The 21,854-nt window shown below is 44.6% G+C and carries 20 protein-coding genes; 4 read left to right on the top strand and 16 right to left on the bottom strand.

The features are described 5' to 3' along the window. Position 1: 1 nt before the first annotated feature. The 13 genes from rpsE to rnr all read right to left on the bottom strand — a co-directional run bounded on the left by rpsE (position 2) and on the right by rnr (position 12,472). The gene (gene rpsE, locus AC27HD_RS15575; RefSeq protein WP_032094889.1) at positions 2–502 is read right to left on the bottom strand and encodes a 30S ribosomal protein S5; all 501 of its coding nucleotides are present in this window, start codon (positions 500–502) and stop codon (positions 2–4) included. A gap of 9 nt (positions 503–511) precedes the next feature. Next, positions 512–865: a 50S ribosomal protein L18 gene (gene rplR, locus AC27HD_RS15570; RefSeq protein ID WP_032094986.1), complete on the bottom strand. Its 354-nt coding sequence runs from the start codon at positions 863–865 to the stop codon at positions 512–514. Between the two features lie 12 nt (positions 866–877). After that, complete coding sequence (gene rplF / locus AC27HD_RS15565) at positions 878–1,411, bottom strand: 50S ribosomal protein L6 (RefSeq protein ID WP_032094890.1); 534 nt, start codon at positions 1,409–1,411, stop codon at positions 878–880. 13 nt (positions 1,412–1,424) lie between these two features. Beyond that, the gene (rpsH, locus tag AC27HD_RS15560) at positions 1,425–1,817 is read right to left on the bottom strand and encodes a 30S ribosomal protein S8 (RefSeq protein WP_032094891.1); all 393 of its coding nucleotides are present in this window, start codon (positions 1,815–1,817) and stop codon (positions 1,425–1,427) included. Between the two features lie 13 nt (positions 1,818–1,830). Continuing rightward, positions 1,831–2,136: a 30S ribosomal protein S14 gene (gene rpsN, locus AC27HD_RS15555; RefSeq protein WP_032094892.1), complete on the bottom strand. Its 306-nt coding sequence runs from the start codon at positions 2,134–2,136 to the stop codon at positions 1,831–1,833. A gap of 12 nt (positions 2,137–2,148) precedes the next feature. Next, positions 2,149–2,688: a 50S ribosomal protein L5 gene (gene rplE, locus AC27HD_RS15550; RefSeq protein ID WP_032094893.1), complete on the bottom strand. Its 540-nt coding sequence runs from the start codon at positions 2,686–2,688 to the stop codon at positions 2,149–2,151. A 17-nt stretch (positions 2,689–2,705) separates the two neighbouring features. After that, positions 2,706–3,020, bottom strand: a complete 315-nt coding sequence (gene rplX, locus AC27HD_RS15545) for a 50S ribosomal protein L24 (RefSeq protein ID WP_032094894.1) — start codon at positions 3,018–3,020, stop codon at positions 2,706–2,708. Between the two features lie 12 nt (positions 3,021–3,032). Beyond that, positions 3,033–3,401 (bottom strand): 50S ribosomal protein L14, encoded by a 369-nt coding sequence (gene rplN / locus AC27HD_RS15540; protein ID WP_032094895.1) that lies wholly within the window; start codon positions 3,399–3,401, stop codon positions 3,033–3,035. Between the two features lie 465 nt (positions 3,402–3,866). Continuing rightward, entirely contained in the window at positions 3,867–5,309 is a 1,443-nt protein-coding gene (locus AC27HD_RS15535; protein ID WP_487106954.1) for a DUF4397 domain-containing protein, read from the bottom strand. Between the two features lie 353 nt (positions 5,310–5,662). Further along, positions 5,663–7,363, bottom strand: a complete 1,701-nt coding sequence (locus tag AC27HD_RS15530; protein WP_487106952.1) for a S8 family serine peptidase — start codon at positions 7,361–7,363, stop codon at positions 5,663–5,665. A gap of 768 nt (positions 7,364–8,131) precedes the next feature. Beyond that, on the bottom strand, positions 8,132–9,109 hold the full coding sequence (locus AC27HD_RS15525) for a transposase (RefSeq protein WP_487106950.1): 978 nt from the start codon (positions 9,107–9,109) through the stop codon (positions 8,132–8,134). 240 nt (positions 9,110–9,349) lie between these two features. Further along, on the bottom strand, positions 9,350–10,090 hold the full coding sequence (gene rlmB / locus AC27HD_RS15520) for a 23S rRNA (guanosine(2251)-2'-O)-methyltransferase RlmB (protein WP_349377481.1): 741 nt from the start codon (positions 10,088–10,090) through the stop codon (positions 9,350–9,352). Then, positions 10,091–12,472: a ribonuclease R gene (rnr, locus tag AC27HD_RS15515; protein WP_487106948.1), complete on the bottom strand. Its 2,382-nt coding sequence runs from the start codon at positions 12,470–12,472 to the stop codon at positions 10,091–10,093. It lies immediately after the preceding gene. A gap of 703 nt (positions 12,473–13,175) precedes the next feature. Between rnr and AC27HD_RS15510 the strand changes: the two genes are divergently transcribed. After that, the gene (locus AC27HD_RS15510; RefSeq protein WP_032094901.1) at positions 13,176–14,852 is read left to right on the top strand and encodes an alkaline phosphatase D family protein; all 1,677 of its coding nucleotides are present in this window, start codon (positions 13,176–13,178) and stop codon (positions 14,850–14,852) included. 120 nt (positions 14,853–14,972) lie between these two features. On the opposite strand, the gene AC27HD_RS15505 is transcribed toward AC27HD_RS15510, so the two are convergent. Continuing rightward, positions 14,973–17,336 carry a TonB-dependent receptor gene (locus AC27HD_RS15505; protein ID WP_487106945.1) on the bottom strand — a complete coding sequence of 788 codons (2,364 nt, stop codon included), beginning with the start codon at positions 17,334–17,336 and terminating at the stop codon, positions 14,973–14,975. Between the two features lie 343 nt (positions 17,337–17,679). Between AC27HD_RS15505 and AC27HD_RS15500 the strand changes: the two genes are divergently transcribed. Both AC27HD_RS15500 and AC27HD_RS15495 read left to right on the top strand, forming a co-directional pair. Further along, complete coding sequence (locus tag AC27HD_RS15500; RefSeq protein ID WP_032094903.1) at positions 17,680–17,964, top strand: PepSY domain-containing protein; 285 nt, start codon at positions 17,680–17,682, stop codon at positions 17,962–17,964. Between the two features lie 103 nt (positions 17,965–18,067). Continuing rightward, entirely contained in the window at positions 18,068–18,946 is an 879-nt protein-coding gene (locus AC27HD_RS15495) for a cytochrome b/b6 domain-containing protein (protein ID WP_487106943.1), read from the top strand. A gap of 166 nt (positions 18,947–19,112) precedes the next feature. Here the strand turns inward: AC27HD_RS15495 and AC27HD_RS15490 are convergent, their stop codons facing one another. Both AC27HD_RS15490 and AC27HD_RS15485 read right to left on the bottom strand, forming a co-directional pair. Continuing rightward, the gene (locus AC27HD_RS15490) at positions 19,113–19,763 is read right to left on the bottom strand and encodes a tetratricopeptide repeat protein (RefSeq protein WP_487106941.1); all 651 of its coding nucleotides are present in this window, start codon (positions 19,761–19,763) and stop codon (positions 19,113–19,115) included. Between the two features lie 117 nt (positions 19,764–19,880). Beyond that, entirely contained in the window at positions 19,881–20,132 is a 252-nt protein-coding gene (locus tag AC27HD_RS15485) for a TIGR02647 family protein (protein WP_032094905.1), read from the bottom strand. Positions 20,133–20,357: 225 nt separating this feature from the next. Here AC27HD_RS15485 and ubiD point away from each other — a divergent pair, with 225 nt between their 5' ends. After that, positions 20,358–21,827, top strand: a complete 1,470-nt coding sequence (gene ubiD / locus AC27HD_RS15480) for a 4-hydroxy-3-polyprenylbenzoate decarboxylase (protein WP_032094906.1) — start codon at positions 20,358–20,360, stop codon at positions 21,825–21,827. Positions 21,828–21,854: the final 27 nt, after the last annotated feature.

Here is a 21,854-nt window from a genome sequence, read left to right as displayed (position 1 = left end):
ATTACCCCAAAATTTCATCTACAGACAATCCACGTTTCGCAGCAACTTTCGCTGGAGAATTCATCTCTGTCAGCGCGTTGATTGTTGCACGAACAACGTTGATTGGGTTTGTAGAGCCGTAACATTTTGAAAGTACGTTTTGTACGCCAGCTACTTCAAGTACTGCACGCATTGCACCGCCGGCGATGATACCGGTACCTTCTGATGCAGGCTGCATGTAAACTTTAGAGCCAGAGTGACGACCTTTAATAGGGTGCTGTAACGTATTGCCATTTAGGTCAACGTCAACCATGTTGCGACGTGCCTTTTCCATAGCTTTCTGGATTGCAGCAGGAACTTCACGTGCCTTACCATAACCGAAACCTACGCGACCGTTACCGTCACCCACTACTGTCAATGCAGTGAAACTAAAGATTCGACCACCTTTAACCACTTTAGATACGCGGTTAACGGCAATCAATTTCTCTAACAGTTCACCGTTCTGAACGTCTTGTTTAGCCATTATAAACTCCTAGAACTGAAGACCAGCTTCGCGAGCTGCATCAGCTAATGCTTTAACGCGACCGTGGTATTGGAAGCCACTACGATCGAAAGCCACTGCTTTAATGCCTTTCTCAATAGCGCGCTCTGCGATTGCTTTTCCGACTACCGTCGCTGCTTCAGCGTTACCTGTAGATTTAAGATCTTTCGCAAGATCTTTTTCAACAGTTGAAGCCGCCGCTAATACTTCAGAACCGCACGGGGCGATAAGCTGAGCGTATATGTGGCGAGGTGTGCGGTTAATAACCAAGCGATGCGCGGCCAGTTCACGAATTTTTGCTCGTGCGCGAGTTGCGCGACGAATGCGAGCTGTTTTCTTATCCATCGTATCACCCACCTACTTTTTCTTAGCTTCTTTACGACGTACATGTTCGTCAGCGTAACGTACACCTTTGCCTTTGTAAGGCTCTGGTGGACGGTAACCACGAATGTTCGCCGCAACCTGTCCTACCATCTGCTTATCGGCGCCTTTGACGACGATTTCAGTTTGGCTAGGAGTTTCAACGGTAATGCCTTCAGGCATTTCGTATACTACAGGATGAGAGAAACCTAGCGTTAGGTTAAGTTTGCTACCTTGTGCTTGCGCACGGTAACCAACACCATTTAGCTGAAGCTTTTTCTCAAAACCTTGCGTAACACCTTGAACCATTGCGTTAAGAAGCGAGCGAACAGTACCAGCCTGTGCCCAATTGTTAGCGAAACCTTCACGAGGAAGTGCTTTCAATTGGTTCTCTTCTTGTACAACTTCAACAGCGTCGTTAAAAACGCGGCTCAATGTGCCTTTACTACCTTTTACAGTAACTTCTTGACCAGAGATAGATATTTCTACGCCTGAAACCAAGTCTACTGGGGCTTTTGCTATACGTGACATTTCAACTCCTCCGTTATGCTACATAACCGATGATCTCACCGCCCATGCCAGCGTTACGCGCTGCACGGTCAGTCATCACACCTTTTGAAGTCGACACGATAGCGATACCCAAGCCACCCATAACCTTTGGAAGCTCATCTTTTTTCTTATAGATGCGCAGACCGGGGCGACTTACGCGCTCGATAGTGTCAATTACTTGCTTGCCTTCGAAGTACTTAAGCGTAACTTCTAAAACAGGCTTAACGTCACCTGATGCAGCAAAGTCTGTGATATAACCTTCTGACTTCAACACTTCGCATATAGAAACGCGAACTTTTGAAGAAGGCATAGTTACAGAAACTTTCTGAGCCATCTGGCCGTTACGGATGCGTGTGAACATATCCGCGATAGGATCTTGCATACTCATTATCAGCTACTCCTTACCAACTGGCTTTCTTAAGGCCAGGGACTTCACCGCGCATCGCTGCTTCGCGAAGCTTAATACGGCTAAGGCCGAATTTGCGTAGGTAACCATGTGGACGGCCAGTTACGCGACAACGGTTACGTTGACGTGAAGAACTAGAGTCACGTGGTAATTGTTGCAGCTTCAGAACAGCGTCCCAACGCTCTTCTTCAGAAGCGTTAACATCGCTGATAATCGCTTTAAGTGCAGCGCGTTTCTCAGCATACTTAGCTACTAGCTTAGTACGCTTCGCTTCGCGTGCTTTCATTGATTCTTTTGCCATAACCCTACACCCCTACTTTTTGAATGGGAAGTTAAACGCGTCCAGCAGAGCACGTGCTTCGTCATTAGAATTCGCACTGGTAGTGATAGTAATATCCATACCGCGAACCTTATCCACTTTATCGAAATCGATTTCAGGGAAAATGATTTGCTCACGCACGCCCATGCTGTAGTTACCACGCCCGTCGAATGATTTTGGGTTCAAACCACGGAAATCGCGAATACGCGGAATAGCGATTGAAATCAAACGCTCTAGGAATTCCCACATACGCTCGCCACGTAGGGTTACTTTACAGCCAATCGGATAACCTTCACGGATTTTAAAGCCCGCTACTGATTTTCTAGCAACTGTAACAATCGGCTTCTGACCGGCGATAGCCGTCATGTCAGCTTGAGCATTCTCAAGCACCTTCTTGTCAGCAACTGCTTCACCTAAACCCATGTTTAGAGTGATTTTTTCAATCCGAGGGACTTGCATGACGCTTTTGTACCCGAACTGCTTAGCAAGTTCAGCTACTACTGTTTCTTTATAGAAATCATGCAGTTTCGCCATCGTACTCTCCAATATAATTAAACAAGTTCGCCGTTAGATTTGAAGAAACGTACTTTCTTCTCATCTTCGAAACGGAAACCAACGCGATCTGCTTTACCCGTTGCTGGGTTAACAATCGCAACATTAGAAACGTGAATAGAAGCTTCTTTCTCAACAATACCACCAGCAACACCCAATTGAGGGTTAGGCTTAGTGTGTTTCTTGACGAGATTAACGCCTTCTATAATTAAACGGTCATCAGCCATAAGCACTTTAAGGACTTTGCCTTGTTTGCCTTTGTCTTTACCCGCTAATACGACTACTTCATCATCACGACGAATTTTATTAGCCATTATCGTGACTCCTTATAGTACCTCTGGGGCCAATGAGATGATTTTCATGAAGTTTGAACTTCTCAACTCACGGGTTACCGGGCCAAAGATACGCGTACCAATTGGTTGCTTGTTTGCATTAAGCAAAACAGCCGCGTTACCGTCAAAACGAATGGATGAACCATCAGGACGACGAACGCCTTTTCTAGTACGCACCACCACTGCATTCAGTACGTCACCTTTTTTAACTTTACCGCGAGGAATTGCTTCCTTCACAGTAACTTTGATGATGTCACCGATACCTGCATAACGGCGATGCGAGCCACCAAGAACCTTAATACACTGAACCCTGCGAGCGCCGCTGTTATCTGCAACGTCCAGGTTAGTTTGCATTTGGATCATGTTAGTGCTCCGCTCTAAATTAAGACTCTCCCGAGTCGTTATTGTGCTGCTAAAAACAACTGGATATCGTTGCTTTTATGTACATACCCCCATAAAAAGGGCGCGAAACTATAACAGAATTATTAACTAAGCGATAGCGGTAAATTGAATTAATTTTAGACTGGGTGGATAAAAAAACCCCAGCTGGAAAACTGGGGTGATGATAACCACAGAGGAGGTCATCAAGCAGGAACTCAATGAGCTGCGCTACGTGAACATAGCTATCAAAACACTGCGCTTCCTATTAAAGATAATAGATATTCGAGAATATGACAGTTTTTAGCCTAATCATTTTGTACCAAAATACACTTTGGTACAAAAATAGAGACGCGTTAACTGCTCCTTTTACAATATTTCCCTTTTTACAAAGCGCAACAGCGCTAGCAAGCTTCTGCTAGCGCTGATGTGTAGATAAGCGTTTTGCGATTAAAACAGTATGTTTATTTCGTAACCCGTTGCTTTATCAGCTGGTTCAACGGTCACAATGTAGTTTTCTTCTTCTGTGAAGCCAAAAAGCGCCGTACGGTCTAACAATACTTGTTCGTCGTTGTCGTCTTCATACACTGCGATAACTTCATAAAAATCAGAAGGCAGGACTTCGGTGCTGGTTTCACCAAACTCTAAGTTATTCACTCTATACTCTGCGGTATCGATAGTTTCGTCGTGACGTACAAGGAAAATTTCAACGTCGTCATAGTCGCTAACAAGGTTAATAAAGTTAACGGTTTTATCGTAGGCCTGTGGTAAACCACTTTCTTCGAATGTCGATGCTCCTAGTTTGCCATCTTTTTCATAGATAAGTATCGCCTTACTCTCACCCTGATTTAGGGTAATCAGTTTATTGTTAAGATTAGTAATAGCACCAGAAGTGTCTTCTACCGACACACGGTAGTCACCGTAGCGAATTGCAGTAAAGTCAGAAAGCTCATCAGCAGCTAATGTAAATTCAATGTCTTCTTCGTCTGTGTTGCCACCGAAGGTAACGGTTACCGGTGTGTCTAAGTTTGTTGAATTGTAGATTCGGTATTGCGCATCGGCTTCTACATCGGTTAAACCAGATACACTTGAAGAGTTTAAAATAGTGTCTACGACAAGACCTTCTTGTATTGCGCCACTTACATCGCGAAGTGCCATTACGTATTCAGTTTCATAGATGAAATCTAAGGTTTGAGATTCAAAGATGACGTCAGTGCTGCCTGGCGCGGTAAGGTATACAGTGTATTCGCCTTCATCAAAGTCATCGCTATCGTCATCACCATCCCAATAAATTAGCTCTCCTAAGTCGTTAGGCGTAATGGTGCCAAGAAAGTTTGCTGCTTCAAAGGGGTCGCCCGCATCGCTCATGTAGAAGTCAAAAGATTCACCATCCATAGTGACTGAAATGGCGAGCAGTCTGAAGTGGTCCTCTAAGGTCTCCCGTTCATAGCTGTATTCGTTGAATGAGGGGCTATTGAAGTCGCCACTCATAACAATCATGGTTTTCTCACCTTCTTTCAAATTCACCGTTATTTCGTCTATGTATACTTCTTGATCATCTGAGTCTGTGCGAATGAACTCTAAAACAAGTTCACCGCTTTCCATTGAATACATAGAAGACGCATCACCGAATTGCGCCGAGCCAAAGCTATCTCCATCCACTTCACGCATTTCTACATTTGCACCATTAGGCGATGCGTTATAAAACTGAAGATACGCAAATTCGTAATCTGAATCGCTGCTGTCTGAGCCTCCACATGCCGCAAGGGCAAATAGCGCAACTAAACCTAGTGCTACAGTTCGATACCACGAACGGTGACCGCCACTAATGAGACAGGCATCATAAAAGCCACTAATGTGACAGGCACGGTAAAGGGAGGAGAGTGCTTGCATAAACGGTGTTTCCTTTAAATTTGTTTTTAAATAGATTAATTGGATAACAGCACAGACGGGAAAACCTGCGCCGAACGCCGTTATGGCATAAAGTTTTGAGGTAGGTTCATAGCTTTACGCTGTCTTTACAAAGCTGACAATTCACTGAAGAAAGTGACGGTGAATCTATACAAAGTTTGTGATTAGTTTGACTGTCACTTTTAAAAGGCTCAGTTTGAGGCATAAGCTTGAAGGGGTAAGCTTAAAAAGCTGTTACTGCTGAGTGTTTATTTTCACTTTTCGATAAAAAGAAAAAAGCCTGCAGAGCTGCAGGCTTTTACCTATCAATCTTATTTACATTTATTCGCTAAAGATTATTCATAAGAATAAGACAGTGTTACGTTGCTGTATCTAGAGTATGCACGTATACCGATATGCCAAGTACCTGCCGCTGGCGCGTCGAAGGTACATTCTTCGTTGTTACCATTGCGATAAGGACGGCAATCGAAATCACTCGTCTCAGGTTGAGAACCGAACTTCATATATAGGTCTGCATCGCCTGAACCACCAGCAATACTCACGGTCATTTGGCTTACACCTTCTGGGATAGTCCACGTGTAGCGGTTCCACTCGTTACGAGCCGCCGATAAACCTGGTACTTGGCCAGACACTGGCTCAACGGTAGGGCTACCACCATTGTCAGTTCCGCCGCCGTTTCCATCACAACCGTTGGTATTAAGTTGGTTGTAAGCATCAGCCAATTTCATCAAACCAAAACCATAGAAGTTATCGCGACCTGCACTGCCTTTATCCTGTGCAGTTACATTCAACGCATTTCGAATTTGGTTATTTGTACACTGAGGGAAATAGCTCCATACCAATGCTGCACCACCTGCTACGTGAGGTGTTGCCATTGATGTACCGCTAAGGGCTGCGTAGGTGTTAGTTGGATAAGTAGATTGTACCGCACTACCAGGCGCAGCAATCTCTACTTGGTCGTTATATTGACTGTAGCTGGCACGGTTTTCATTTGAATCTACCGCAGCAACTGACATAACCGCATCGTAAGACGCCGGGTAAGACTTGCCACTGTTACCATCGTTACCCGCAGCAGCCACTAGCAGCATGCCTGCATCGGTGAAGCTTTGCATAGCATCACGTTCTGTCGCTGATGCACTGCCGCCACCCAAGCTCATATTAACAACGTTTGAACCCGCATTTTCACACTGAGTAATAGCATCGATAAGATCTGACGCGTACGTCCACTGACCGTTGTCATTGAATATTTTCACAATGTGAAGGTCTACGCCAGGATACACACCTACAACACCTTCGTTATTGTCATAAGCCGCAATAGTACCAGCGACGTGGGTTCCGTGACCGTTTCCGTCGTTATACCAGTTACCCACGGCGGCATTGTTTGCATTGCCTGTTACACCGTTATTGGTATCCGGTAAGTCGGGGTGGCCCAAGTTGTATCCTGTATCGATAACACACACTTTACGCGCTGTGGTATCTGCTTGACCAAACTGGTTAGCCTGAACCATGGTGTAACCGTATGGCGTGGTTTGTGCCATAGGCTTGCGCTTCGCATCTATTTCGATACTTTCTACATTTGGGTTTTTACGCAGTTCATTTAATGCTTTACGATCGAGCTTCGCCGCCATCATGCGATGTTTTTTCAATTCTTTTTTAACTAAGCCCCCTGCACGAATAACATCATTTTTTGCAGCTTGTACGTTGAACGCTTTCTTCTGTTTACCGAATTTTAACGCTCCTTTTCCTCTTAACGACACATCGTTTGTTCCCATAAGAACTTCAGATGTCATTTCATCTTTGAATTTTACAATGTAGCGATCGCCAGGCTCTTCAAGTGAGCCAAGACCGACTTTTTTGAATCGTTTATCTAGGCGCTTATTTAAGCTTTTATTCAATTTTGAGGAGAAAGATTTTTTCTTTACTTCTACTTTTACCGGAGCATTTTCTTCAGCTATTGCGCTTTGACCAGCGAAGGCTAAAGAAACTGCGATGGCAGCAGCAGTCATACATGTGTGTTTCTTATTTTTTAAATTCAAAATTTATTTCCTGTTTATCTGTCTTGTTGTTTCAACACTTTTACTCTCGTGCTTTAGAAACTTTTGTTATGTTTTGACATACAGGTTCAACCATTACCTTATACGAAACGCCTATCCATGACTTTCAACGCAACTGCGTTGCAACGACCTACCCGCGTGTCAGTTGGCGTAAATAAAACGTATCAACACTTCATCTACAAAATCCATATTAATAGGCAAATCAGCATGTTGAGTATACAACCTCAGTCTTGATGAGTTTTTTTCATACCTATTAAACAGTAATCAAACGGAGTAAAAAAACGTCATACCCCGTCAGCCCTGCCCTATGGACAGATTCAGATTAGGAATAGATTTTTATAATTAACAATTATTTTACAACTGTAAATGTAACAAAATGTGAGCTGTGCCTTTTTGAAAGTTATTGGCAGAAACTTGAGATGGCTTAAAAGGCCCATGAGAAGGTGGTTTGGTGAATTAGGTGAGTGGAACTGGAAGGTTTATTAAATTTAGACGGGCAGTTTGCTCAATACGCGAGAGTATTTATTGAGACAGGCATAGTTAAAGACGAAAATTGTGACAGGCATAGTTAAAAATGAGAAAAGTTTTCACTTAGTCTATTTGCTAGGCACAAAACGGGCTTGAACAAATTTTTTTGAATTCTTCTTGTTGAAAATTAGAAGCGGTTGAGCAAATGAGTTTCGCTGTCGAAAAAGAAGTATGCAGCCACATTGACTGGTCTGGTATGTGGTTGGTCAATTTAGATTGAAATTATCCTAGCAAACGTCTGGCATTTGTTTGCCCGTGCACCCGTTGTTGATTTTGATTATGCGCGTACTGTTCTAAGTGCAGCACTTTTCCTGCTGCATGCTTAAATAGGGTTTCGAATTGCGTGGTTAGCGTTAACCATTTGTCACTTTCGATGTTGAGTCTTTCTAAAATGTGTAATTTGATGTTGTCTACTTTCCCTTGTTTGGCAAGGTAGATGTGTCGACTGGTTGCATCAACGGCCTGAAGATATTCAATGAGAGTAAAGGGCAAACCGGTCGATAAACCTTTTTTTGATTTACTTGAAAAAGACATGAGTCGTTTTGGGGTCTTCCCTGCCCTAGCTGCGCGTATACGATACTGTATACTAGTGTGATTGGAACTTTCTGGGGTTTTTGCCATATTTGCACGCACTGGATTTAAATCTACATAAGCCATGCAGGCCGCAAGAGCCGATTCATCTAATAGCGCTTGCGATTTAAATCGTCCCTCCCAGAAATGTCCTGTGCACTCATCTTCTTTGTTAGCAGCTCGGGCAATGTATTCATTCAGTGCCCGCATAAACCAGCTGATATCGTATAGCCGCTTTCGCCACACTTCTGCGGTACATTCAATGGTTTTAAGCTGCGCTTCACTTAGCACTTCTCGCGTAGGTAACGACAGATACTGCTGTGTAAGCAGGGTTCCCTTATACAATGTATGCCACCTCTGAAGCACTTCCGCTGTGGTCATTGATTGCGCTTTGTCCTTGTCTATATGCAGCACCAAGTGGGTATGATTACTCATGACCGCATAAGCACATACACCGATAGTGAATACCTCACTCAACACATGTATGCGATCTTCTACCCATTGGCGGCGGTGTTCAAAGCTTTTTCCATTTTCTTCCCCGCATAAAAATGCACGACGAACACAGCGTGAAATACAGTGATAATAAGGCGTATCGAATAAACTAATTTGCGACTTTCTGGTTTTAGGCATCGAGGCTGTCAAACTATGAGTTGTAATATAAACAGTTTGAGTATTCATCGAGTTTAAAGAAAGTGTATTGAAGTACAGTTTTATTACTGTTTTATGTTTGTCGCATTAATTGCTTGGGCATCGGTCTATGCCTGTCTCACTAGTTGTCACTAGTTGATGAGTACTTGGGCACAAAAAAGGGGCAATAAAGTTGCCCCTTCGTCAGTGCGCTAGGTTTCACGCGCGGTGGTGTTAGCGATGCTAACTGAGTCGCTGCCTAACAATTTCATATAAGCACACGCCAGTGGCAACCGACACGTTCAAACTAGACACACTGCCTGCCATAGGAAGCTTCACTAACTCGTCGCAGTTTTCTCTTGTGAGCCTGCGCATTCCCTTTCCTTCAGCGCCCATAACCAGAGCTGTAGGGCCCTTTAAATTAACATCGTAAAGGGTTTTATCGGTCTCACCTGCTGTACCTACAATCCAAATTCCTTTGTCTTGCATGTGCTTTAAGCTTCTCGATAAATTCGTTACTTGAATAAGCGGTATCACTTCTGCCGCACCGCACGCCACTTTGCGCACAGTGCCATTTAAGCTAGCTGATTTGTCTTTAGGTACCACAACGGCATGTACACCAGCGCCATCAGCAGTTCGTAAACACGCGCCTAAATTATGCGGGTCGGTAATTCCGTCTAGCACCAGTAAAAAAGGTTGTGACTCTTTCTCTAAAATGCGATCAAGATCGGCTTCATCAAGTACTCTTGCAGCTTTTGCTCTGGCAACTACGCCTTGGTGCTGCTCGCCGTTAACTTTGTCATCTAAGGTTTTGCGCTGACAAAACTGTACAGAAATGCCAAAACGGCGGGCTTGGTTCACAATGTTGACTAAACGCTCGTCGGTTCTACCTTTAAGCACCATAACTTCAACAACACGCTCAGGCTCGTTTTCTAATACCGACTGCATAGCATGTAAACCGTATAACCATTCTTGCTGCGCCATTTAACGCTTTCCTCTTCTGCTCGTTTTATCTGATTTACCCGCTTTAGCAGGGCTTTTTGCCCCACCCTTGGCTGATGTCTTCGCTGGGCCTTTTTCTTGCTCGGTGCCACCACCTTTATTTGATGCAGGTTTAGGGCCTCGCTTCCCTTTTCCAGCGGCTTTCTTAGAAGGTTTCGCTTTTCCCTTCTTGCCACCAGGGCTGCGCAGCATAGACTTATCGAACAATAAATCAATCTTTCTTTCATCTAAATTAACGGCAGCAACTTGTACTAAAACGGTGTCGCCCAATCTAAACTGATTGTGCCCAGACTCGCCAACTAGCGCCATTTTCACATCATCAAAATGATAGTAGTCATCATCTAATGAAGTAATGTGAACAAGCCCGTCAATGTGATATTCGGTAAGACGTATAAACAAGCCGAAATTAGTAACCGAGCTCACCACACCTTCAAAGGTATCGCCAACGTGGTCGAGCATAAATTCACATTTCAACCAATCGGCAACGTCGCGCGTCGCATCATCGGCTCTGCGCTCTGTCATAGAGCACTGTTCACCTAATTGCTCTATTTCATCAACCGTATAACTCTTACTGCCGCTTACCGACTTTTTGCCCTGCTGCTTTGCAATAATGCTTTTCAGCGCTCGGTGAACCACTAAATCTGGGTAGCGACGAATTGGAGAGGTAAAGTGCGCGTAAGCTTCAAGCGCCAGACCGAAATGACCTACGTTCTCGCCGTCATACACCGCTTGCTTCATTGAACGAAGCAGCATGGTTTGTATTAGCTCTTCATCAACGCGACCTTTGGTTTTTAGTACCACATCGGTAAACGCAGAAGGCTCTGCATCATCAACAATGCGATGAGTAATCCCTATCTCGCTAAGGTAACTCGTGAACGCGGTAAGCCTGTCGGCGTCTGGCTTGTCGTGTATGCGATATAACGCCGGTGCTTCATGCTTTTCAAGCATAAGTGCAGCGCTCACGTTCGCCATGATCATGCACTCTTCAATAAGCTTATGCGCGTCATTTCTCACAAGAGGAACAATGTTTTCTATCTTGCGCTGTGCGTTAAACACAAATTTCACTTCTTGCGTTTCAAACTCAATAGCACCGCGTTTGGCGCGAGACTTTTTAAGGCCCCGATACAAGTCGTGTAAGTTACGCAAATGAGGCACATGCGCTTCGTAGCGCTGATGCATTTCTTTGTCGCCCTGCAGAATTTTCCACACCTTGTTATAAGTAAGACGAGCATGAGAATTCATTACGGCTTCGTAAAATTGGAACTCTTCAAGAATGCCTTGCGCACTGATGGTCATTTCACACACCATGCACAAACGATCTACTTCAGGGTTAAGCGAGCACAAGCCGTTTGATAGTACTTCAGGCAGCATTGGAATAACTTGGTCAGGGAAATACACCGAGTTTCCACGCTGCTGCGCTTCATCATCAAGGGCTGAGCCTGTTTTGACATAGTGGCTCACATCGGCAATGGCTACCCATAGCTGCCAGCCGCCATCGTCTAGCGGCTCACAATATACTGCGTCATCGAAGTCTCTGGCATCTTCACCATCAATCGTTACCAACGGTAATTGACGTAAATCTACCCGTCCCGCTTTGGCATCATCAGGCACTTGGTCGGTAAGGTGTGATACTTGTTTAGTCACGCCCTTCGGCCACTGGTGTGGAATATCAAATGTGCGCAGGGCCATCTCAATTTCCATACCTGGCGCCATATGCTCTCCAAGTACTTCAACAACTTTACCTACTGGGCTCATTTTTCTGCGCGGGCGCTGAGAAAGCTCTACAACCACAACTTGCCCCATTCGAGCACCGTTGGTGCTTTCCGGCGGAATAACAATTTCGTGCTGAAGGCGACTGTCGTCTGGCACTACCATGCCAAAGCCTTGCTCTACAAAGTAGCGCCCAACAATGGGCTCTTCTCTTGGCTCTATCACTTGTGTAATAAAGGCTTCTTTGCGGCCTCTGCGGTCGGTGCCGCTCACTCTGGCTTCTACAATATCATCATGCAGGAACATGCTCATTTGCCCTGCACTTACGAATAAGTCGCCGCTTTTATCTTCAGGGCGCAAGAAACCAAAACCGTCGCGGTGACCAATTAGTCGGCCTTTAAATATTTCATCACGGTTTTGAAGAATGTACTTTTTCTGACGCGTAAACTGTACCTGCCCCTCGCGCTCCATGGCACGAAGTCGTCGTTGAATACCAATGCGGGCATCTTCGTTTTCAGCATTTACTTCGGCGCAAATATCAAGAAATGACAAGGGTTTGTCATGCTCTTTCAATATGCTCATCAAATGTTCTCGGCTAGCTACCGGGTTTTCGTACTTTTCTTTCTCGCGCTGATAATGCGGGTCGTCACTCATGTATTTGTAAATTACCTTTTGTTTATTTGGTTTTGTTTTTCAATATCATTTCTAAAAAGCGGATATTTCAATTGGCTTTGCGTGATTGCATAGTGTGTAAATTCATTCCCGAAACTACTTTGCTGTTATGGCATCACTGCAAACTGTTCGCCATTTGGTTGTTTGATGCACAGTATAACAGTATTTATCACAAAAATATTGCGCTCAAGTGACAGCCAGAAACGGCGTAAATGCGTAAGTTGACTCGACTCATTATTTTTCTTACAAAATAATGAGCGGTCTCTCGCCTCGTTTGATTAGTTCATTGTCTACAGGTGACGCCTTCATATCACAAAAGCGCAATTTATCATGCCTGTCTTATTTCTTTTCATCTCTTGTCATTATGCCTGTCTCATTAGTTGCGTTGGCTAATTTTTATGACTGTCTTAATAGTATTTTTTTACAATGAATACTCAAGCTTGGCTTTAGTAGTGCAAAATATTGATAAAAAAGTGACACCTTCATGTCATATAGCTCCTGTATAAAAATAAGCGTTAACATGTCGAGATGTGTGTTTGTAAACATTAACGCTTCCGAGAATTTATGCTTAGAAGCGACAGTGCTCTGGGGCACTGGCACTTTATAGCGTTGAAACCTAGCGTTATTTCCGAAATATAAACGCGGCATCGCTATATCACTTACTCTTTTTGGAAAACCAGGCACCATGGATAGAAGAAAATTTATTGCATTATCATCAGTTGCTGGCGTGAGCATGGCAATATCAAGTGGACTAGCGGGGTGCGTTTCAAACGCTCGCCCATCAAGTAATGCCACTTTTACACATGGCGTGGCCAGTGGCGATCCGTTACAAAGCGCGGTTATTATCTGGACGCGGGCAGTTCCAGCAGATAATGCCGCTAAAGCCGATATTATTTGGGAGATAGCCAGCGACAAAACGTTCAAAAGTATTGTGGCCAGCGACAGAGTATCCGCAAAAGCATCTCAAGATTACACCGTTAAAGTTGACGTAAAAGGCCTATCCCCTGACAGCCAATATTATTATCGCTTTCGAAGCGCTGACAGCGTAAGTGCTATCGGTGAAACCCGAACTCTACCCTCCAATGATGTCAGTGAAGTGACTTTTGGAGTATTTTCTTGCTCTAATTATCCAGCAGGCTTTTTCACGCCTTACATGGAGGCGGCCAAGAATTCAAACATAGACTACGTGCTTCACTTGGGCGACTACATCTATGAATACGACGGCGAAGGATATGCCACAGAAAACGCAAAACAAATTGGCCGTACATTTGAACCTGATAATGACACCGAGCTCTTTACCCTTGCCGATTATCGCCGCCGCTATGCGCTTTATCGAACAGATGAAGGGTTGCTCGCGCTGCATCAAAACAAACCCTTTATTGTAGTATGGGACGACCATGAAGTATCGAACGATACTTATAAAGATGGCGCTCAAAATCATCAGGATGATGAAGGCGACTTTTTCAACCGTCGCGCTGCAGCGATACAAGCCTACTACGAGTGGCTACCAATAAGACCCACCTTTGGTGAGGCGCGCATGGAAATTTATCGACAATTCACATTTGGCAAGCTGCTCGACCTGTACATGTTAGACACGCGGGTACTCGCTCGCGATAAGCAGCTTGAATATGCTCATTACCGAGACAAAGATACTAAGGCGTTCAACCAAACGGCGTTTACTAAAGATATAAGCAACCCGCAGCGAGGTCTGCTTGGCGACGCGCAGCGTAAATGGCTGAACGAGGCAATGAGAAACAGCAGTGCAAAATGGCAGGTGTTAGGCCAACAGCTTTTAATGGGTCGCATGCTGTTTCCGGTGTCTATATTTAATGGCGTGCCGCGGGAGCAAATTCCGGCTCACGTTAGCAATCTTGCCGAGATAAAGCGTAAACAGCAGCGCGGAGAAACGCTTAGCGAAAAAGAGTTGCAGCTAGTGGCCTCGGTCATGCCATACAATCTTGATGCGTGGGATGGCTACCCTGTTGAGCGGGAGCGTTTACTAATGCAACTAAAACAGCTTAATAAGCCAGTCATAGCCCTAGCTGGAGACACTCACAACGCGTGGCATAATACCCTCACTCTCGCTGATGGAACAAAAGTCGCCGTTGAGCTTGCGACTCCAGGAGTTTCCTCGCCAGGGATGGAAAACTATTTATCTATGGATAATAAAGCAGCCGAGGCAATGGCGAAGGATTTACCCATGCTTATTGACGACCTTCAATACTGCAATCTTCATCAGCGCGGATTTCTAACACTAAACGTTACCAATGAAGAAGCAAATGCGACATGGTATTTTGTCGATGACATTTTGACTAAAGACGGAAAAGTAAGCCAAACACATTCCATAACTCTTAAGGCTTAGCAGTAAGGTTTTATAGTTTTGGGCGTGAGAATAAAAAAGGGGCAGAGTGAAAGCTCAGCCCTTTTTTGGTGTTACTTTTGTGACGCGTATTTAATTGGGATCTGACCCTATTTATTGTTTTTAGAACTCGTAGTATACGCGTACGCCGGCTATTCTGGGCATGCCGCGAACATTGGTAGGAATACCAAGGCCGCCACCGGTGTTACCAGCATCAATCAAATACTCTTTATCGAACAGGTTATTTACGTACAGCTCGTAGGCAAATTGGCTGTCTTTTTTATTCAACTTAAAAGAGACGTCGGTGAGTGAATACGTATCTTGTGACGAACCAGGATAATTACTGCTTTCAAAAAACACGGTAGACTGAAAGCTCGTTAACCAATTCACATCAAGGGTCCAAGCATCTACGTAAAACAACTTGTTGATGTTAAACGCACCGCTTACCTCTGGTGCTAAACGAAACTTGTTACCGCCATATTCGAAGGGTGAGCCATCTGCCGTGTCATTAGCAAACTCGGCATCAAGAAATCCTAAGCTACCTGTTAGGGTTAAGGTGTCGCTGTAATTATAAACCGCCATTCCCTCAATACCCGACATCGACGAGTCACCTACAGTCACGGTAATCGATTGCAACGTTTCAGGGTCGGTAAAACTTTGCTGATAATTACTGTATTCATAGGTAAACATGGCACCGGTAAACATAAAGTTGGCACTTTGATATTTAACACCAACATCAAAACTATCCACTATCTCTGCATCGGTAATATTTACCCCACCAGCATTGGCATCTACTACAGGAGAGCGTCGGCCTCGCGCGTAACTTGCGTACACATTCCAGTTATTTTGAATATCGTAACTTACTGCAAAACGAGGAAGGGTATCGCTAAAATCGCCCTCACCTTCAAACGTAAATGGCCCATTCGCAGTGGCAAAGGTATTGCGCGTGAAGCGAGTTTCATCAATGTAACGCATACCCGCTGTAACATTTAATTCATCGGTAACAAAGTAAGAAAACTCAGCAACGTACGACTTAATATCTAATTCAGCCTCGAAAACAAACGGCCCCTGAATAACAGTAGAAGGTAAGTCGGGATTGGAAATTGGCGTACCATCTGCGTTAAACAACGCCGATACCAGCTGGCTGCGAAGGGCTTGTATTTGCTCAAGCGTTGCGTCGGTAGCAATATTTTGGTTAAGTGGAATATCCGACGACGCTTCTAGCTGAGCCTTTACCGCATCGAATGTACCGCGAACAAATGGGTCCACCATGATGTAGTAAGGCAAAATTGAATCATCCTGCATAATAGATGCCCCCACAAACCCAGTTAGCCTGTCACCCGAGTTGTAAACTAGGCGCATGGAGCCGCCTTTTAGTGTGGCATCGTTATCAAAATACGCATCTTGAATTCGAAGCGCTGAACCATCAGCGTCAAAACCTTCGCTTACTTCAACATCCTTGTAAAAGCCATCTGCATGAAAGCGCAGCGTGTCGTTGATGTCATAGTTAACTGTAAGATCATAAGCGTACAAAGAACGCTCAATACCCAGTTCACTCCCCATGCTAAATTCAGCCGCAGTGTAGGGGCTAGTATCGCCATTTTTAGGCGCGATAGAGCCAGATTTAAACGCAATACCTGGTTGGTCATTGTATTCCATTGAAGCACGGGCAATAATTTCCAGTTGGTCATAATCAGCCTTCCATGTAGCGCGCAACGCCTGAACCGACACCCCTTGTAAATCTTCACCGCTACAAGGCACACTATTACCTAAATGGTCGATGACATCAGCTTTGCCATAAAATGCTTCATCACTACAGGCTTTATTTTCAACGATGCCATCCATTTCCCGGTACAGTCCTGCAATTCGAAAACTATGGTTTTCGTTTACTGGTTTGTTGTACATAAAGTCGAGCTCTCTTCCCTGCTCGCTGTTATAACCAAGCTGTACCTTACCTTCCTCTGTGTCGGTGGGTAGCTGAGAGTGAATGCTAATAGCACCATTTGCAGCGGCGACACCGAAAAGGGTTGGCTGTGGCCCTTTAAGCACTTCAACTCGCGCAATATCGTAAAGCGCAACACTCGACACGGTCTTTTTGCTGATATCAAAACCGTCTTGGTATACTGAAATTCGCGGTGTTGCTGAAACCGCTGACACGTCATCTGTCACGCCGCGAATATTGAAAGATGGCAAACTTACCGCTTGCTCTTGAATTTGAACGTTAGGAAGGATGCGAGATAAATCGTCGAGTTCCATTATGTTGGTGCGTTCTAAAAACTCACTGCCGATAACATCCATGGTTACCGGTACGTCCATTACCGATTGCTCACGCATTTGGGCAGTCACGGTAATTTCTTCTATATAGTCGTAAGTATCATCTGACGTGTCTGGTGCCACAACACTCGACTCTTGTGCATTTGCTGACGCAAAAGCGGTTGCAGAGAGCGCGCATAAAACTGCGCGGGCTAACAATGAGCGGGGGTACATAGTTCATTCCTTTATGTGTGCAAGCTTTGTGTTTTTTGATTTCAGCGCTTATGAGTAAGATGATTGATTTTTCTGCGCTGGCGTTCATGAAGGTAGAGTGGATTTGAGACGTTTCGATGACACATACATGAAAGATAAAAGGCAGTTCTATGACAGTGTCTTTAACCATAAACTTTTGTAATTTATGTACATTATCATCTTGTATAGTAGTGCTATAAAAAGCATGCTAGTCTGATAATAAGAATTATTCTCAGACGATTGTGCGAGCATTTAAAGCGTATTTACGTTTTACTAGGCTCAGTGAATTTACAGTAAAACCATTACCATGTTGAAGGAGAAAACAATGAAAAAAGCGATAATGCTACTAACCGCGGTTGGCGCGGCCACATTGCTAAGCGCATGTAGTGCAGAGCACGGTACTACTATGTGTACAACAGCCCCTCAGGCAGATTGGCAAAACCAAGAAGCCTTTCAAGCACAACTTGTTGCGCAAGGCTATAAAATCAATGAGTTCAAAGTAACCGATGGCAACTGCTACGAAATCTATGGCTTCAACAAAGATGAAAACAAGGTAGAAATTTATTTCAACCCTGTAGATGGCAGCATCGTTAAAGAAGAAAGCCACTAACCTTAAAGTCAAATACGTTGTAAGGTTTATGTAAAAGCGCCACAATTATTATTGCGGCGCTTTTTTGTTTTCGACGCCGTGCAAACAAGCGAAGGCAAATGGTATGACAGAGCGCACAACACAAGCTGTGAAAAAGACACCACCTGTAAATAACCACCGCAGTAATAACCACCCGGGAAATAACCACCAAAGCAATAATCTACAAGACATTAGTATTTGGGATGGTGTCGTAAGGCTATGCCACTGGGGCTTGGTTATTTGCTTTATCACGAATTACTTTATTGTTGAGCCAGGACGCCTGTATCACGAAATTGCGGGTTACAGCGCCGTGTTTTTCGTTGTCGTGCGCATCGTTTGGGGCTTCACACGCCCACCAGCAGTAAGCACCTATCAGGACAGGCATGCTTCTCATGATATTTCTCATGCCTGTCACAATACTTTTTATGACAGGCATAGCAATGAGGCTACTTCTTATGACTGTCACAATAAAAGCGACAATAAGGACCAAAGCGTTTATCAAGACTCCACTTTTTGTGGCAGTCATAATAGTAACAATATCGGCACGTCTCATGATTCTTTTTATGCCTGTCTCAATAAGGAAGCTCCTAGTGAATCGAACTACGCTAGCTTCCGTACTATTGACCTGAGTAGCCAAGCCTTTAAAGAACATCTACAGCACTTAAAACTTCGTAATGTGCCTGTCCAAACAGGGCACAATCCCTTTGGTTGGCTCATGATATTTGCGGTTATAGGTTTGTTTTTTGGCCTAGGTATTAGCGGGTTTCTAATGGAGGAAATTGACGCCCTATTTGGCAATAGTACGTTGGAATGGATCCACAGCATATTTGCTGATGTGTTATATGCGTGTGTATTGGTCCATATTGCAGCGGTGTTTTTTGTGCAATATAGAGGGCGCGTACAGTTGCTGCGCCCTATGATAACGGGCTTACGGCGAAACTTGTCTCGAGATGATAAGCCTTAGGGTGTATTGACCTTTGCTGAGCATTTTCGTCACGGTCTTTGTGGTGTTTAGCCAAAATAAATAGCTGAAAGTCTTCAGGTTAAATCGAAATCATTTAACGCGTTATATACAGCACGCCGGCGCTGCCCAAAGGGAACTGAATTCCTACAGTAAGGGTTAACGTGCCCTAGCTATCCATAGGCCGTTTTGCAGCGCGAACTGCTTTGGGGTGCATTAGCGTTTCTAGTTCATCAAGGTATGATGCTATTTTTTTGTGCTGGGCTTTGTCGTTAGTAATGGCGTTATGCAGCCAGTGGTAGGCATCTTCGTAATCATATGGGCTACCGTAGCCGGCGAGGAACAGCTCTACTAACTGAATTTGCGCCTTTAAATTCTTAAGTGCTGACGCTTCTCGTAAGTAAACAACGGCTCGCTCTTTATCTTCTTGTACTAGTGTTCCGTTTGCGTAATATCGGCCTAGCTGTTCTAGCGCCGCGGGCAATCCCTGGTTCGCCGCATCTTCTATGTAGCCAATACCTCGTGCAGGCTCCTCATCAACGCACACTCCCCACGCCAGCATGTCACCCCAAAGAAACTGATAGGCTGGTACTTTTAGCACTTCAGCTCGCGCTTCAATGTCTTGGACCAGCTGACAGCGATCGGCCAGCACTTTATCTAAATGCGTGTTCGCATTTATCATTTCAATAAGCGCATCTTGACTGTAAAGCTGAACAGCACGTATCTCTTCTATGGTTTCGCCTTCCAATGCATGAACACGCACAGAAAAACTAAACAGTAAAAAAGTGATCGCGATAGTGGTAAGAGAATATGGTTTCATAATTACGGGTTCTAACAAAAGATAAAGCAAGCGTAGTTAAGTTATCGTCCAAGTATAGAATATCTTAACTACATTGCTTACTTCTTTGAGGTCAACACACTTTCCTAGCAACCTAGTTTAATGGCCGCCTTTGGTGGAACATAAAGCAGACTGAATATGACGGGCGTGATCAGCTAGATCAATACCTAAATCGGTAAGGTAACCTCCATCAGGCAAAGTAATAAGTCCTTTTGAGTATAATCGAGAGGCGGCGTTAACCATGGTTTGACTTGCGTCGTGGTGAATTTTTAAACCTTGTAGCAGGCTATTGTCGGGAAATTTGAGTAGTAAATTTAACTCGTCGAGCATGTCCTGATCGAATGTTGTCATACAACCACCTTAGGCAAAGGATTGAAAGTTATAGCGCTTATGTTTCTCTATTAGTTATAGCGCCATTTCCTATATCACACACAATTAATCGCACTGTCCAGATCATTTTCTCGAAAATAGCCACTATTGAACCTTTAATCTGGATTTCACACTGCGAACTGATCGGACTTTACCGCTAAATAGTATACTCTTGCCATAACATGAGTTCGTGGATGTGCAGCCCCAATGAAGTATAAAGATTTACGCGACTTTATTCGCCAACTAGAAAGCAAAGGCGAATTGGTTCGCATTAGCCAGCCGATTGATACCGACCTTGAAATGACTGAAATTGCCGACCGCACCCTACGTGCCGGCGGTCCTGCGCTTCTTTTTGAGAACCCCAAAAATCATTCTATGCCTGTCTTGGCAAACCTGTTTGGTACACCTCAGCGTGTTGCCATGGGTATGGGTCAAGACTCGGTAGAAGCGTTAAGAGAAGTGGGTAAACTTCTAGCCTATTTGAAAGAGCCTGAGCCACCAAAAGGATTGAAAGATCTGTGGTCAAAACTTCCCGTGTTTAAGCAAGTACTTAACATGCCCGCCAAGGTGGTTAGAAAAGCGCCTTGTCAGGAAGTGGTGCTAACAGGCGATGATGTAGACTTATCAAAAATTCCCGTTCAGCGCTGCTGGCCAGGCGATGCCGCGCCATTGGTGACGTGGGGGCTCAGCGTAACTCGCGGGCCGCACAAGAAACGTCAGAACCTAGGCATATATCGTCAGCAGGTTATTGCCAAGAATAAACTCATCATGCGTTGGTTATCTCATCGCGGCGGTGCGCTAGATTTTCGTGAGTGGTGCCAAACTCACCCCGGCGAACCTTACCCAGTGTCAGTGGCATTAGGTGCCGATCCTGCTACTATTTTAGGTGCTGTTACGCCGGTGCCCGACACGCTATCTGAATATGCATTTGCCGGGTTGTTGCGAGGTGATAAAACGGAAGTAGTTTCTTCCATCAGTAACGACCTACAAGTACCCGCAACCGCTGAAATAGTGCTTGAGGGATATATTGCGCAAGATGAAACTGCCCCAGAAGGGCCTTATGGCGATCACACTGGCTACTATAACGAAGTAGACGAGTTTCCTGTGTTCACCGTAACGCACATAACTCACAGAAAAGACCCTATTTATCACTCTACCTACACCGGGCGTCCGCCAGACGAACCCGCCATTTTAGGCGTTGCCCTCAACGAGGTGTTTGTCCCTATTTTGCAAAAGCAGTTTCCAGAGATTGTCGATTTTTATCTGCCGCCTGAAGGATGCTCCTATCGAATGGCAGTGGTTACCATGAAAAAGCAGTATCCAGGGCATGCGAAGCGGGTAATGATGGGTGTATGGTCGTTTTTACGCCAGTTTATGTACACCAAATTTGTTATTGTATGTGACGATGACGTGAATGCGCGAGATTGGAATGATGTGATTTGGGCCATCACTACGCGTATGGATCCGGCCCGTGATACGGTATTGATAGAAAATACCCCTATCGACTATCTCGATTTTGCATCTCCAGTATCAGGGCTAGGCTCAAAAATGGGAATGGATGCGACCAACAAAATGCCCGGTGAAACCGACCGCGAATGGGGCGAGCCCATCGTTATGGATGAAGACGTTAAAAAGCGTGTTGATGATATTTGGGACGAACTTGGTATTATGAAATAATCAGGCTCAAGAGCAAAGGCAACACGC

Source organism: Alteromonas sp. 4NS20-0143 (genome assembly GCF_057542855.1).
Note: the sequence above shows the minus strand (reverse complement) of the source record. Positions and strands in the feature narration are given on the sequence as shown.

What these genes read in the sequence shown, in the direction of transcription:
- AC27HD_RS15505 (WP_487106945.1), bottom strand. Translation starts at nt 17,336, where the DNA reads ATGTACCCCCGCTCATTGTTAGCCCGCGCAGTTTTATGCGCGCTCTCT.
- rplR (WP_032094986.1), bottom strand. Translation starts at nt 865, where the DNA reads ATGGATAAGAAAACAGCTCGCATTCGTCGCGCAACTCGCGCACGAGCA.
- AC27HD_RS15495 (WP_487106943.1), top strand. Translation starts at nt 18,068, where the DNA reads ATGACAGAGCGCACAACACAAGCTGTGAAAAAGACACCACCTGTAAAT.
- rpsH (WP_032094891.1), bottom strand. Translation starts at nt 1,817, where the DNA reads ATGAGTATGCAAGATCCTATCGCGGATATGTTCACACGCATCCGTAAC.
- rplE (WP_032094893.1), bottom strand. Translation starts at nt 2,688, where the DNA reads ATGGCGAAACTGCATGATTTCTATAAAGAAACAGTAGTAGCTGAACTT.
- rpsE (WP_032094889.1), bottom strand. Translation starts at nt 502, where the DNA reads ATGGCTAAACAAGACGTTCAGAACGGTGAACTGTTAGAGAAATTGATT.
- AC27HD_RS15500 (WP_032094903.1), top strand. Translation starts at nt 17,680, where the DNA reads ATGAAAAAAGCGATAATGCTACTAACCGCGGTTGGCGCGGCCACATTG.
- AC27HD_RS15485 (WP_032094905.1), bottom strand. Translation starts at nt 20,132, where the DNA reads ATGACAACATTCGATCAGGACATGCTCGACGAGTTAAATTTACTACTC.
- AC27HD_RS15535 (WP_487106954.1), bottom strand. Translation starts at nt 5,309, where the DNA reads ATGCAAGCACTCTCCTCCCTTTACCGTGCCTGTCACATTAGTGGCTTT.
- AC27HD_RS15525 (WP_487106950.1), bottom strand. Translation starts at nt 9,109, where the DNA reads ATGCCTAAAACCAGAAAGTCGCAAATTAGTTTATTCGATACGCCTTAT.
- rpsN (WP_032094892.1), bottom strand. Translation starts at nt 2,136, where the DNA reads ATGGCAAAAGAATCAATGAAAGCACGCGAAGCGAAGCGTACTAAGCTA.
- rlmB (WP_349377481.1), bottom strand. Translation starts at nt 10,090, where the DNA reads ATGGCGCAGCAAGAATGGTTATACGGTTTACATGCTATGCAGTCGGTA.
- rnr (WP_487106948.1), bottom strand. Translation starts at nt 12,472, where the DNA reads ATGAGTGACGACCCGCATTATCAGCGCGAGAAAGAAAAGTACGAAAAC.
- AC27HD_RS15490 (WP_487106941.1), bottom strand. Translation starts at nt 19,763, where the DNA reads ATGAAACCATATTCTCTTACCACTATCGCGATCACTTTTTTACTGTTT.
- AC27HD_RS15510 (WP_032094901.1), top strand. Translation starts at nt 13,176, where the DNA reads ATGGATAGAAGAAAATTTATTGCATTATCATCAGTTGCTGGCGTGAGC.
- rplF (WP_032094890.1), bottom strand. Translation starts at nt 1,411, where the DNA reads ATGTCACGTATAGCAAAAGCCCCAGTAGACTTGGTTTCAGGCGTAGAA.
- ubiD (WP_032094906.1), top strand. Translation starts at nt 20,358, where the DNA reads ATGAAGTATAAAGATTTACGCGACTTTATTCGCCAACTAGAAAGCAAA.
- rplX (WP_032094894.1), bottom strand. Translation starts at nt 3,020, where the DNA reads ATGGCTAATAAAATTCGTCGTGATGATGAAGTAGTCGTATTAGCGGGT.
- rplN (WP_032094895.1), bottom strand. Translation starts at nt 3,401, where the DNA reads ATGATCCAAATGCAAACTAACCTGGACGTTGCAGATAACAGCGGCGCT.